The sequence below is a fragment of the Kitasatospora sp. NPDC098652 genome, from assembly GCF_044760155.1.
In the GTDB taxonomy this organism is placed as follows: Bacteria; Actinomycetota; Actinomycetes; order Streptomycetales; family Streptomycetaceae; genus Kitasatospora.
Map to the genome: position 1 here is coordinate 1 of NZ_JBIWAQ010000008.1, position 13,637 is coordinate 13,637.

Consider the following 13,637-nt stretch of genomic DNA (forward strand, 5'->3'; position numbering starts at 1 on the left):
GATGTTTTCCGCTCCGTTTTCCGGGGCTTCGTCATCCAACTCGCCGGTGTCTTCTGCGGCTTGACGCCCCGTCCGACGTTTCAAACTCTAGCCGAGCCCCGCTCCGAAAAGCGAATCCAGCCGCAATCCGATAAAACGCACATGCCACATAAGCACCGGCCCGAGACGCAATGCAGCGAAACGGCAGGCGCGGACCTGACGTGGTGTTTCAAGAGATTGGCCGCCCCGGGACCGTCCGCGCCGATGCGTGTCCGGTGCTCCCTGCCGAGCGACTGGGAGACAGTACCCCTCGTCAGACCCCGGGGACAAACTCGGCTCGTCAGGCCCGGGCCGTCCGCCCGCGCTGGGCCGACCAGGGGATTCCGGGATGCGCCGTCACTCCTTGCCCGCCCAGGCCGGAGTGCGGCCACTAGCTTTGTCGACGCTTGGTCAACTCCGTACCCTCCTCCCCACCCCCAGGGACCAGCCATGTCCAAAGCCCGTCGGCATGCCCTCCACGCCGCGACCACCCTGCTGGCGCTGCTCTCCACCGCTGCTCCAGCCCTCCCCGCCCAGGCCGCCACCCAGGCCACCGTCCGGGCCCCGATCGCCGGGCACCACCACGACAGTGCCCTGCGGTACGGCACCAGCAGCAACTGGTCCGGCTACGCGGCGACCGGCGGGAAGTTCACCAGCGTCAGCGCCGAGTGGATCCAGCCGGCCGTCTCCTGCACCAACGTCGACGCCTGGTCCGCCTTCTGGGTGGGCCTCGACGGCGACGGCAGCGAGACGGTCGAACAGATCGGCACCGAGGCCGACTGTTCGCGCGGTAAGCCGGTGTACTCCTCCTGGTACGAGATGTACCCGGCCTACCCGACGAACTTCGGCAACGCCGTCCGCCCCGGCGACCACTTCACCGCGAGCGTCACCACCAACGGCAGCGGCTCCTTCACCCTGACCCTCCGCAACACCACGCTCGGCTGGAGCCACAGCATCGCGAAGACGCTGAAGAGCGCCACCCTGGCCTCCGCCGAGGTGATCGCCGAGGCCCCGTCGAGCCTCACCGGCGTCCTACCGCTCGCCGACTTCGGCACGATCGGGTTCACCAACGCCAGGGTGAACGGCAAGAACCTGGACGCCTCGAACCCGTCGGTCATCGACATGGCCACGAAGGACGGCGTCACCAAGGCGACTACCTCCGGGATCAACGCCGGCACCGACTTCTCGGTGACCTGGCACCACAGCTGACCGGTCCCCCGGCGACGCCTGACGTCCACGGCCGTCAGGCGTCGCCCGTCAGCCGGCGCCCCTGCTCCAGGAAGGCCATCAGCCCGCCGGCGCCGCCGAGCTCGCGGACCGGACGGGCGGCGCCGAACGGCGCGTTCCAGAACTCCCCCTGCCGCAGCTCGTGCGGGCCGACATAGGCGTACGGCTCCGCGAGGAACGCGTCCCCGGGCGAGAGCCCGTAGTTCACCGCGCCGACGGTCACCCCGATGTCGAAGTGCTCGGGCCGGATGACCGGCTCCGCCTCGGGGAACAGCCCCCGCAGCGCCGCCTCGCCGAGCGCGAAGCAGTGCGCGAGCCACCGGGCCGCGGCCGGGTCCACCTCGATCGGCCGGTCGGCGGCGACGCCCGGACCGTCCCGGTACACCCCCTCCGGAGCGCCGACGCCGAGCCCGAGGGCCGCGCCGAGCGCGACGCAGCTGGTCCGTTCGAGCGAGACCGCCCGCCCGCGCCCCACCAGCTCCGCGCCCACCACCCGCAACCACGGCTCGGCCACGGTCCCGAACCCGCCCGGGCAGGCCCGCAACCGGATCGTCCCGCTCGCCCGGTACTGCGGTCCGGCCAGTACCAGCTCGGCCACCGCGTGCAGGGAGCGAGGGGTCCGTGCCACCGTCTCACCGTCCATGCCCGCATGGTCCCCCACAACGCGGCCCCGCGCCCAGCCACCTCGTGAACGGGTCCGCCCCGCGCCTCCCCGTGCCGCCCCGCGCCTCCCCCGCCGCACAGTGGCGTGGATCACGCCGGGTTCCGGCCCGTCGGTGAAATGCGGAGGCCGCCGCGGTGGTTGGCACCGGCGATCACCGCTGCCCCAGCGCACCCCACCGCTACCCGCGAGGAAGCCCCCATGACCGTCACCGAGCCGTCCTCCTCCCGCGCGGCCGAGATCCTCTCCCGGCCCGTCACGATCAACGGGCTGACCGTGCCCAACCGCATCGTCATGGCGCCGATGACGCGCCAGTTCTCCCCGGGCGGCGTGCCCGGCGAAAATGTGAGCTCCTACTACGCCCGCCGGGCCGCCGCGGGCGTCGGCCTGATCGTCACCGAGGGCACGTACGTCAACCACGAGTCCGCCGGGCAGAGCGACAGCATTCCGCGCTTCCACGGCGAGGAGCAGCTCGCCGGGTGGGCCCGCGTGGCCGCGGACGTCCACGCGGCGGGCGGCACCATCGTGCCGCAGCTCTGGCACATCGGGATGGTGCGCAAGCAGGGCGACCCGCCGGTCGCCGACGCCCCGGCCGTCGGCCCGTCCGGCATCCGGCTCGACGGCACCGAGGGCACCGGCCGGGCGATGACCCGGACCGACCTGGACGCCGTCATAGGCGCCTTCGCCGAGGCCGCCGCGGCCGCCGAGCGGATCGGCTTCGACGGCGTCGAGCTGCACGGCGCCCACGGTTACCTCCTCGACCAGTTCCTGTGGGCCGGCACCAACCGCCGCACCGACGCCTACGGCGGGGACGCGGTCGCCCGGACGAAGTTCACCGCCGAACTCGTCGCGGCCGTGCGCGCCGCCGTCTCCCCCGAGTTCCCGGTGATCTTCCGCTACTCGCAGTGGAAGTCGGACAACTACGACGCCCGGCTCGCCGAGACCCCGCAGGAGCTGGAGTCGATCCTGGCCCCGCTCGCCGAGGCCGGTGTGGACGCCTTCCACGCCTCGACCCGCCGCTACTGGGTCCCCGAGTTCGACGGCTCCGACCTCAACCTGGCCGGCTGGACCAGGAAGCTCACCGGCCGCCCCACCATCACCGTGGGCTCCGTCGGCCTGGCCGGCGACGTCATCGCCTCCTTCGCCGGCGAGGGCTCCGACACCCGGAGCATCGACAACCTCCTCGACCGCCTGGAGCGCGACGAGTTCGACCTCGTCGCCGTCGGCCGCGCCCTGCTCCAGGACCCGGAGTGGGCCGCCAAGGTCCTCGACGGACGCTTCTCCGAGCTCCGCCCCTACGACGCCGCCGCCGTCCGCACCCTGAGCTGACCGGCAGCGGTGGCACCGGTGGCGGGATCGGCCGATCCCGCCACCGGTGCGCGGCCCGCGCCGTATGCTCGCCGGATGGAGACGAACGGGTCCTTACCTCCGTGCGAAGTCCTGGTTGCGGGGCCGTACTTCACCGATCTGGTGTTCCACGGCCTGGACCGGCCGGTGCGGCCGGGCACGGAGGTGTTCGCGGACGGCTTCGGCCTGGTGCCGGGCGGCGCGTACACCCCGGCGATGGCACTGCACCGGCTCGGCCGGCGGGTGGTGTGGAGCGCGGACTTCGGCACGGACCCGTTCAGCGCCCACGTCCTGGCCTGCGCCCGGCGGGAGGGCCTGGACGGGGCCGCGTTCCGGCGGCACCCGTTCCCGGTGCGCAGCCTGACCGTCGCCCTGGCGACCGAGGGCGACCGCGCGATGGTCAGCTTCCAGGACCGGGTCGACCCGGCTCCGCTCGTCCCGCTGCTGCGGCGGTTCCGTCCGAAGGTCCTGCTGCTGCCCCAACTGCGCTGGGACGACGGGACCGTGGCGGCGTGCCGGGCCGCGCGGGAGCTGGGCACGCTGGTGGTGATGGACTGCCACGACACGCCCGCGAGCCTCGACGACCCGGCCGTCCGCACCGTCCTCGCCCTGGTCGACGTCCTCACCCCGAACGACGGTGAGGCCCTGCGCCTGACCGGTGCCGGCGGCCTGGACGAGGCGGTCGACCTCCTCGGCCGCCTGGTGCCCACCGTGGTGGTCACCCGGGGCGCGCAGGGTGCCACGGCCGTCCGGGCGGGCGAGCGCCACGACGTCCCGGCCGCCCGGACCGCCACCGGGGCCGCCGCCGTCGACCCGACGGCGGCGGGCGACTGCTTCAACGCGGGCCTGGTGCACGGGCTCCTCGGCGGCTGGGACCTGCCCGACTGCCTCGCCGCCGCGTCGCTGTGCGGGGCCGCGGCGACCACCGGCCCCGGCTCCGGCTCGGCCCTGCGCGCCGAGGAGCTCGATCGGCTCCTCGGCCAGCGCACGCGGCCGCTCGCTCCGCCGAACTCCGCTCGTAGCAGCATGAGATGAACACTTCACCACCCGGCGTGATCGTGTTAGCGTCCGTCGGATGTCGAGGATTCTGGTCACCGATCTGGACGGCACCCTGCTCGGCGGCACCCCGGACGACCGGCGTCGATTACGGGACGCCCTGGCCCGCCACCCCGAGGTGGTCACGGTCTTCGCCACCGGACGCGGCCTGGCCTCGATCCGCGAAGTGCTCCGCGACCCGCTCGTCCCGCACCCCCGGTGGATCATCGCCGACGTCGGCGCCACCGTCCTGGACGGCACCGACCTCACCCCCGTCGACCCCGTCCAGGAACAGCTGCGGGCCGGCTGGCCGGGCCCGGACCGGATCCGCGCCGCGCTGCTCCGCTTCCCCGCACTCGCCTACCAGCACGGCGTCCACCAGAACGGGCGATGCTCCTACCACCTCCCCCCGGACGGGCTCACCGCGGAACTGACCGCGGCCGTCGAGGCCCTCGGCTGCACCTGGGAGTACTCGGCGGACCGCTACTTCGACGTCCTGCCGCCCAACGCCTCCAAGGGCAACGCCCTGCGGGCCCTGGCCGCGAAGCTGGGCTGGGAGTCCGACGGGATCCTGGTCGCCGGCGACTCCCTCAACGACCTCTCGCTGTTCCGCGCCGGCACCCACGCGGTGGTCGTCGACGGGGCCGAACCCGCCCTGCTCACCGCGCTCGCCGGGAACCCGCTGGTCCAGCGCCCGGGCCGGCCCGGTGCGGCGGGCATCCACGCGGCGCTCCGCACGCTCGGCTGGACCTCCCGCACCGCCGACCACGAGTCCGACGACGGGCCCGGCCACAAGTCCGGCCACGAGTCCGCCGCCGAGGCCGAGCCCGGTGCCGACGCCGACGCCGGTGCCGAAACACCCGTCGGCCGGCACTCCCTGGTGGTCGCATACCACCGTCCGCCGCTGCACTGGAACGGCGAGAGCTGGCAGCCGCCCAGCAGCCCCAACGGCATCCTGCCCACCCTGAGCAGCGCCTTCGCCGACGACCTGCCCGGCGTCTGGGTCGCCGCCCGCACCGGCCGTGACCGGCAGGCGCCGCTCCCGCCCCCGGCCTCCGCCCCGCCCCTGGCCGCCGTCCCCGTCGACCCGGCCACCTGGAGCGGCTACTTCCACCGCGCCTGCAAGGAGACGCTCTGGCCGGTCCTGATGTCCGAACCCGACCGGGCCGTCTTCGACGAACGCTCCTGGGCCGACTACCGCACCGTCAACGCCCGCTTCGCCCGGCACATCAGCGCCCAGGCCGCCCCCGGCGCCACCGTCTGGCTGCACGACTACAACCTCTGGCTCGTCCCGGGCCTGCTCCGCCGGTCCCGCCCCGACCTGAGAACGGGGCTCTTCCACCACACCCCGTTCCCGGCCCCGGAGACCTTCGCCGGCCTCCCCGTCGCCGCCGAACTGCGCTCCTCGCTCGCCTGCCTCGACTGGGCCGGCTTCCACACCGAGGCCTTCGCCGACCGGTTCCGCCGGACCCTCGCCGGCTTCCCTGACCCGCCGCGCACCACCGTCCACCCGCTGGGCATCGACCGGCCGGCCGTCGAGCGGCTCGCCCGCCTGCGCGCCCCGCACCGCCGCCCGGGCACCCAGCGCGTGGTGCTCTCCGTCGAACGCCTCGACTACGCCAAGGCCCCGGTCCAGAAGGTCGACGCCGTCGACCGCCTGCTCGCCCGCCGCCCCGACCTGCGCGGCCGGCTCGCCTTCCGCCTCGTCTGCCCGCCGCCCGAGCCCGGGATCACCGCGTACGAGAGCACCCGCCGGCACCTGGAGCGACGCATCGCCGAGACCAACTCCCGCTGGCGGTACGGGGCCTGGCAACCGGTCGACTACCTGCCGCGGCGCCTGTCCACCACCGAGGTGATCGACCAGTACCTCAGCGCGGACGTCCTCTGGATCACCTCCCTCCAGGACGGCATGAACCTCACCGCCAAGGAGTTCGTCGCCGCCCGCGCCGCGCTCCCCGAGCACCCCGAGCACCGGGCCGACCCTGGGGTCCTCGTTCTGTCCCGCCACACCGGCGCCGCGGCCGAACTCGGCGAGGCCGCCCTGCTCACCGATCCGCACTCCCCCGAGGACCTCACCGCCGTGCTCGCCCACGCCCTCGACCTCGCCCCGGCCGAGCGCCGCGCCCGGATGGCCCGGCTCTCCGCCCTCCTCGGGAACAGCCGTCCCGCCGACTGGGCCCACGAGATCCTGCGCGCCATCCGGAGCGGCGTCCACCGGAGCCCGGCCGTGTGACGCGCCGTGAGCCCCGGCCCGGGAGCTGCCGGGCCGGGGGTCACGGCTGGAAGCGGATCCCGCCGTCCCGCCCGGCCGCTCCGGCCGCTCCGGCCGCTCCGGCCAGGACGACGTACGCCCGCCGCCACCACTCGCCCCACGGACGGTACGGCCGGGGTACCTTCGCGACACGGATCGCGGGGCGTGATCGAGTGCCAGCAGCACTACGAGCGCCGACCCGGCGACCCGACCACCCGGCCACCGCCGTCCCGACACCGACAGGAAGGCCCCGCGAACCATGGCGCAGCATTTCGGTGACTACCAGAACGAGATCTACCTCAACGGGCTCGGCGGTGTGCTGCCGACGATGCCGATGGCCTTCGCGGAGTTGGAGGCGCGGGCGCAGGCCGCGTTGCCGCCGTCGGTGGTCTCGTACGTCGCGGGCGGGGCCGGGGACGAGTCCACCCAGCTGGCGAACGTCGCCGCCTTCGGGCGCTGGGGGCTCTACCCGCGGATGATGGTCGGCGCGAAGGAGCGGGACCTGTCCGTGGACCTCTTCGGGCTGCGGTTGCCCTCGCCCCTGTTCATGGCGCCGGTCGGGGTGATCGGCCTGTGCGCGCAGGACGGCCACGGGGATCTCGCCACCGCCCGGGCCGCCGCCCGGACCGGCGTGCCGATGGTCGCCTCCACCCTCACCGTCGACCCGCTGGAGCAGGTCGCGGCCGAATTCGGCGACACCCCGGGCTTCTTCCAGCTCTACACCCCCACCGACCGCGACCTCGCCGCCAGCCTGGTCCACCGCGCCGAGGCCGCCGGGTTCAAGGGCATCGTCGTCACCCTGGACACCTGGGTCACCGGCTGGCGCCCGCGCGACCTGGCCGCCTCCAACTTCCCCCAGCTGCGCGGCCACTGCCTCGCGAACTACACCTCGGACCCGGTGTTCCGCGCCCGCCTCGCCAAGGCCCCGGAGGAGGATCCGGGCGCGGCCGTCCTGGAGTGGATCCGGATCTTCGGCAACCCGCTGACCTGGGACGACCTGCCCTGGCTGCGCTCGCTCACCGACCTGCCGATCATCCTCAAGGGCCTCTGCCACCCGGAGGACGTCCGCCGGGCCAGGGACGGCGGGGTCGACGGCATCTACTGTTCCAACCACGGCGGCCGACAGGCCAACGGCGGCCTGCCCGCACTCGACGCCCTCCCCGGGGTCGTGGCGGCCGCCGACGGCCTGCCCGTCCTGTTCGACTCCGGGGTGCGCACCGGCACCGACGTGATCAAGGCGCTCGCCCTCGGCGCCACGGCGGTCGGCATCGGCCGCCCGTACGCCTACGGGCTGGCGCTGGAGGGCACCGACGGCATCGTCCACGTCCTGCGCTCCCTGCTCGCCGAGGCCGACCTGCTCATGGCCGTCGACGGCTACCCCGCACTGGCCGACCTGACCCCGGAGGCGCTGGTACGGCTCTGACACAGGTAGCCGTCCTCCTCCTGTGTGACGGATGCGGCGCGGCTCGCCGAGCGGGCCGCGGCCGGCCGCACCCCCCTGGGAAGCGGCGTGGCAATTCCGACATCCGAGCCGTAATCAGACAACCCGAACATGAAATGTCATCAATTCAACTAACTGAATTGCGGATACGGCCGACGAGGGCGCGGAACACCCACCCGATCCGGTTTCCGGGAGATCCACCTCACCCTCCGCTGGTCATGCCGCCGCAACACGGCGGCAATGAAGCCTCAGGTCGTATCCATACCATCTGACGGCAGCCCAACCAGGGTTCCGAAGGCATATCCGAGTGATAGCCTTTCTTTCTGCGAGCGGGTGACCCCACAGACCCCGATCTCGCATCAGCTGACGAACCATCCGCGCACCGCTGAACCTCAGTGCGCACGCCCGGTCCGTTTCCCGAACCCGTTGCCCGCCGAGTCGCACCGGAATCGAATTCCACCGACCGCCGGCTCAAAGATCGCCTCCGACCCGTAGGGCGAAGTCGTGCACCTCACGACCTCGCTCCGCCCTCGCACGCCCAAAAGCAGGAATTGATGCCCGTTCAACCGATAGCGGAACTCATACGCTTCGCCCGCCACAACTCCCCCTTCTACGCCGAGTTGTACGCCGGTCTGCCCGACTCGGCCACGCTGCTGACCGACCTCCCGGTCGTCCCGCAGGCCGAGTTCTGGCAGGCCAACACGCCCCGCGACAACCGGCTGCTGACCGGTCCGCTGGAGGAGGCGGTCGTCTTCAAGAGCGGTGGCACCACCGGTTCGCCGAAGTTCTCGTTCTACAGCCGGGAGGAGTGGCGGGAGTTCACCACTTCCTTCGGTGCCGGGCTGGTCGACGCCGGACTGCGACCGGGGCACCGGGTCGCCGACCTCTTCTACGCGGGTGACCTGTACGCCAGTTACACCTTCATCCTCGACTCGCTGCACCGCTCGCCCGTCGGCAACGTCCGGCTGCCGATCGGCGGGGCGGCGCCCCTGGAGTCGACCGCGCAGACCCTGGAGCAGTTCCAGGTCGAGGTGGTGGCCGGCACCCCGACCACGCTGTGCGCACTGGCCGACCACCTCCTGGCCTCCGGTCGCGAACTCCCCTCCGTGGAACTGCTGTTGTTCGGTGGCGAGGGCCTGTACCAGGACCAGCAGCCGCTGCTGCACAAGGTGTTCCCCAACGCCCGCGTCTCGTCGATCGGTTACGCCGCCGTCGATGCCGGACTGCTCGGCCGCCCGGTACCGGGGCCGGACACCCGGGTGCACCGGGCGTTCACCCCGGAGACGGTGGTGGAGATCCTCGACGACCACACCGGCGAGCCGATCGACACCGAGGGCGTACCCGGCCGGGTCGTGGTGACCGACCTGCGGCGACGGCTGATGCCCGTACTGCGCTACCCCGTCGGGGACCGCGCGGAGTGGACCGACGTCGCCACCGGGCAGTTCCGCATCCTCGGCCGGGCCCAGGAGGGCGTACGGGTGGGGCCGGTGTCGCTGTACACCCAGGACGTGCTCGACCTCGTCCGGGCCGCCGACCCGGCCGGCCGGGTGATCGGCGTGCAGTTGGTGGTGCGCCGCTGGGACGGCCGGGACGGGCTGGTCCTGCGGCTGGCCTGCGACGGGGACCCCACCGGGCTCCCCGAACTGGCCGCCGCCGTCACGACCGCCGTCCACACGGCGCGGCCGCTGTACCCGGAGGCGGTCGCCGCCGGGTACGTCCACGCGCTGTCCGTCACGTGGGTGCGTCCGCACGAACTCGCCGTCAACCCGCGGACCGGCAAGCTGATCCGCGTCCTCGACGAACGGCCGCACTCATGACGGGGGGCCGGGCTTCCCGGGCCGCCCGGACGGTCGAAGCGGTCGAGACGGCTCAGTCGGTCGAGTCGGTCGAGGCGGCTCAGGCGGTCGAGGCGGTCGAGGCGGTCGAGGCGACTGACGAAGCCGACCTGGCCGGCGCAGCCGACCTGGCCGACGCAGCCGCCCGCCGCCTGCCGCTCGTCCTGCGCAACCGGCGCTTCGCCGCCGTCTGGGGCGCGCAGGTCCTCACCCAGGCCGCCGGACGGATGTTCCAGGTCGGTGCGGTGTGGTGGCTGATCGGCTACGCCGCAGGCCCGGACCGGGGCCTCGCCTCGGGCGCCTTCCTCGCCGTCAGCACCCTGCCCGCGGTGGCGCTGGCCCCGCTGGTGGCCGCGCTCATCGCCCGCCGCCCGCACCGCACGGTGCTGGCCGCCTCGGCGGCCGTCGCCGCCCTGGTCGCGCTCGGCACGGCCTGCTGGACGTACACCGCGACACCGCCGATGGCGGTCATGTACGGTGCCGCACTGCTGCTGGCGGGCTGTCAGGCGGTCTTCGACCCCTGCCTGACCACGTCCGTCCCCGAGCTGGTCCGGGACGCCGACATCGAGGCCGCGACCGGCTTCGAGCTCGCCACCCAGTCGCTGGCCGGCCTCGCCGGCGGGCTGTTGGGCCCGCTGGTGGTCGACGGCGCGGGCCTGCCCGGCATCGTCGCCGGGTGCGCCGGGGCCTACCTGCTGGCGGCCGCGCTGGTCGGCGCGACCCGCTTCCCCGCCGCCCCGCCCGCCACCGCGCCGGAAGCCCCGGGCGAGGACGGCCCGTCGCCCACCGCGCGGCGTCCGCTGCGCCGCATCCTGGCCGAACTCCCGTTCATCCGCCGGGTGCTCCTCTGCTTCACCGCCGCGAACGTGTTCACCACGGCGGTGTTCGTGGTCATGCCGCTGTACACCCGGACGGTGCTGCACGCCGACGGCTCGACCGTCGCCGCCCTGGAGGCGGCCCTCGGCGTCGGCACCCTGGTGGGCTCCTTCACGGGCGGCCGGCTCCCGGGCTCGCCGACCGCGATCGGCGCCGGCTGTCTGGGCCTGATGGCCGCCGCGCTCGGTCTGCCCGGCCTGGCCGTGGGGCAGGCTCCGGCCGTCGGGGCGATGGCGGTCGCCGGCTGGTGCGTCGGCGTGATCGGCGTACGGTTCGTGGCGCTGTTCCAGCGGCTGGTGCCGGCCGAGGACCGGCCCGGTTTCTTCGCCGTCATGCAGGCGCTGCTCGGGGCGACCTTCCCGGTGTCCTCGCTGGCGTTCGGCCTGCTCGGCGACCACCTCCCGGCGCGGACCCTGTGCCTGGTCCAGGCCGTCGGCGTGCTGCCGGTCGCCGCCGCGCTGTGGTGGACCGGCCGACGCGAACCGGCCCCGGCCCCGGCCACCGCCATCTCGCCGACCACCGCCACCGCCGCGCAGCCGAACGGGGATCCGCGATGACCGTGACGATCGCCCCGGCGGTACCGCAGGACGTCGCCCAGCTGCGGCAGCTCTACTTCGACGTCTACGGCCACGGCTACCCGGTCGCGCTCGGCAGCGACCCCGCCGAGATGCGCCGCCTGATCGACGACCCGCACACCCACTGGCTGACCGCCCGCCCCGAGGGCGCGGGCCGCCTGGCGGGTTCGGTGGCGGTGCAGACCGACCCCGGCAGCCGGATCGGCAAGCTGGTGGGCCTGGCGGTCCACCCGGAGCAGCGCGGCGGGGGCCTCGCCGCCCGGCTGACCGCCTCCGTCTGCACGGACGCCTTCGCCGCCGGCACGCTGGACTCGGTCTACGCGACCGTCCGCGTGGTCACCCCCGGCCCCCAGCAGGTCTTCGCCCGCAACGGCTTCCAGGCCCTCGGCCTGATGCCCAACGCCGTCGAGGTGGCCGGGTGCGAGAGCCTCGCCCTGTTCGCCCGGCACGCCGACGGCGTCCTGGCCCGCCGGGAGAGCGTCGGCGCGGTGCCGCAGGCCCTGGTCCCGCTGCTGGAGGCGGCCCGGCAGAGCACCGGCGTCGACTACGGCCGCCCCCGCCCGACGGACGCCCCCGCCCCGGCCGCCGGGCGGGCCGCGCCCGTCACGGCGCCGATGGAGCTGATCACCGCACCCGGCTTCGTCCGCCGCCGCTTCCTCGAACTCTTCCCCGATCCGGGGGAGCGCTTCTTCCCGCTGCACGTCCCGAACGCCGTACTCACCCCGCCGGACGGCGCGTTCGAGGCGTACGCCGACCTGGACCGGGCCGCGGCGAGCTGCTCGCTGATCGCTGTGCACCCGTCCCCGGCGGCCGTCACCGGGGCGCTGGAGCCGCTGATGGCCGCCGTCACCCGGGCCGGCGCCGACTACGTCGAGACGCTGCTGCCGCTGGCCGACACCGCCGGGCTCGACGCCTTCCTGGCCGCCGGGTTCATCCCGAGCGCCGTCTACCCGGCGATGCGCCGGATCGGCGACCGGTTCCACGACTACGTGGTGCTCTCCCGCACCAGCCGTCAGATCGACTTCCGGGCGGCGGCCGTCAGCAGTCCGCTCCAGCCGTACCTGCTGGCCTACCTGACCGCCTGGACGTCGACCTACCTACCCATTCCCGAGGTCTCACGATGACTGACCACCTGGCCGACCACCTCACTGACCACCTCACCGACCACCTGACCGACCACACGGCCGACCAACCCGTGAACGCCCATCTCGCGCCGGTCGCGGTGCCCGACCCGGCCGCGCTCCCGCACGTCCAGCGGCTCTGCGACCTGGCCGCCCCGTACGCGGCCGGGCCGGAGACCGACGCCCTGTTCGCCGCCGCCATGGCCGAGTCCCACGCGTGGCACGCCGAGCGCTCGCCGTTCCTCCGCTCACTGCTGGACGGCCCTGCGGAGACCCCGGCACCGACCGTCGGCGAGGGGATCCGCACGCCCCTGGTGCACGCCAACTTCTTCAAGCGGCACGAGGTGCTCTCCATCCCCCGGGAGGAGGTGTTCCTCCACCTCACCTCCTCCGGCACCACCGGCCAGAAGTCGCAGATGTTCTTCGACACCTGGACGATCCGCTCCGCGCAGCGCATGGTGGCCCGCATCTTCGACCACTACGGCTGGATCACCCCCGACCAGCCGGTCAACTACCTGCTGTACAGCTACGAGCCGGCCCCGCAGCTGAAACTCGGCACCTCGTTCACCGACAACTACCTCTGCGACTTCGCCCCGGCGAACCACACCACCCACGCGCTGCGGCACACCGGCAGCGGCCACGAGTTCGACGTCCACGGCTGCATCGAGGCCCTGCAACGCTATGCCGAGGAGGGCCTGCCGGTACGGATCCTGGGCTTCCCCTCCTTCCTGCACTTCACCCTGGAGCGCATGCGCGCCCTCGGCCTCCCGCCGCTGCGACTCCCGGCCGACTCCCTGGTCCTGCTCGGCGGCGGCTGGAAGGGGCACACCGACCGGCAGATCGGCAAGGAGCAGTTCTACGCCGGGGTCACGGAGCAGCTGGGCATTCCCTCGGACCGCATCCGCGACACCTTCGGCTCGGTCGAGCACTGCGTGCCGTACATCGAGTGCGGGCACCACCGGCTGCACGTCCCGGTCTGGTCGCGGGCGGCGGTGCGCGACACCCGCACCCTGGAGCCGCTGCCGTACGGCGAACGCGGCTTCCTCCACCTCGTCTCCCCGTACATCACCTCGGTGCCGGCGCAGAGCGTCGTCATGGGCGACCTCGCCTCGCTGCACCCCGGGCAGGAGTGCCCCTGCCCGCTGCCCACCCCGTGGTTCACCATCCACGGCCGCGCCGGGGTCAGCCGGAACCGCAACTGCGCGGCGGCCGCCGCCGAACTCCTGAAGGGGATGTCGTGACCACCGAAC

Annotated in this window: 10 protein-coding genes; 9 read left to right on the top strand and 1 reads right to left on the bottom strand. The window is 73.7% G+C overall.

Annotation, left to right across the window (positions count from 1 at the left end):
* The first annotated feature begins 468 nt into the window (after positions 1-468).
* Positions 469-1,227: a G1 family glutamic endopeptidase gene (locus tag ACIQWA_RS18985; RefSeq protein WP_402483873.1), complete on the top strand. Its 759-nt coding sequence runs from the start codon at positions 469-471 to the stop codon at positions 1,225-1,227.
* Between the two features lie 34 nt (positions 1,228-1,261).
* Here ACIQWA_RS18985 and ACIQWA_RS18990 read toward each other — a convergent pair whose 3' ends face one another.
* A complete protein-coding gene (locus ACIQWA_RS18990) occupies positions 1,262-1,888 on the bottom strand; it encodes a hypothetical protein (RefSeq protein WP_402483875.1) in 627 nt (208 codons plus the stop codon).
* A gap of 219 nt (positions 1,889-2,107) precedes the next feature.
* On the opposite strand from ACIQWA_RS18990, the gene ACIQWA_RS18995 reads away from it, so the two are divergent.
* The 8 genes from ACIQWA_RS18995 (at position 2,108) to ACIQWA_RS19030 (ending at position 13,628) form a co-directional block, all read left to right on the top strand.
* Positions 2,108-3,235 carry an NADH:flavin oxidoreductase gene (locus ACIQWA_RS18995; RefSeq protein WP_402483877.1) on the top strand — a complete coding sequence of 376 codons (1,128 nt, stop codon included), beginning with the start codon at positions 2,108-2,110 and terminating at the stop codon, positions 3,233-3,235.
* A 75-nt stretch (positions 3,236-3,310) separates the two neighbouring features.
* Entirely contained in the window at positions 3,311-4,288 is a 978-nt protein-coding gene (locus ACIQWA_RS19000) for a carbohydrate kinase family protein (protein WP_402483879.1), read from the top strand.
* A gap of 40 nt (positions 4,289-4,328) precedes the next feature.
* Positions 4,329-6,521 (top strand): trehalose-6-phosphate synthase, encoded by a 2,193-nt coding sequence (locus ACIQWA_RS19005; RefSeq protein WP_402483880.1) that lies wholly within the window; start codon positions 4,329-4,331, stop codon positions 6,519-6,521.
* A 277-nt stretch (positions 6,522-6,798) separates the two neighbouring features.
* Complete coding sequence (locus tag ACIQWA_RS19010) at positions 6,799-7,962, top strand: alpha-hydroxy-acid oxidizing protein (protein WP_402483882.1); 1,164 nt, start codon at positions 6,799-6,801, stop codon at positions 7,960-7,962.
* Between the two features lie 572 nt (positions 7,963-8,534).
* Positions 8,535-9,797: a phenylacetate--CoA ligase family protein gene (locus ACIQWA_RS19015; protein WP_402483884.1), complete on the top strand. Its 1,263-nt coding sequence runs from the start codon at positions 8,535-8,537 to the stop codon at positions 9,795-9,797.
* A complete protein-coding gene (locus ACIQWA_RS19020) occupies positions 9,794-11,248 on the top strand; it encodes an MFS transporter (RefSeq protein ID WP_402483886.1) in 1,455 nt (484 codons plus the stop codon). Before ACIQWA_RS19015 ends, ACIQWA_RS19020 begins: the two co-directional genes overlap by 4 nt.
* Entirely contained in the window at positions 11,245-12,390 is a 1,146-nt protein-coding gene (locus ACIQWA_RS19025) for a GNAT family N-acetyltransferase (protein ID WP_402483888.1), read from the top strand. Before ACIQWA_RS19020 ends, ACIQWA_RS19025 begins: the two co-directional genes overlap by 4 nt.
* Positions 12,391-12,461: 71 nt before the next feature.
* A complete protein-coding gene (locus tag ACIQWA_RS19030; RefSeq protein ID WP_360240150.1) occupies positions 12,462-13,628 on the top strand; it encodes an acyl-protein synthase in 1,167 nt (388 codons plus the stop codon).
* Positions 13,629-13,637: the final 9 nt, after the last annotated feature.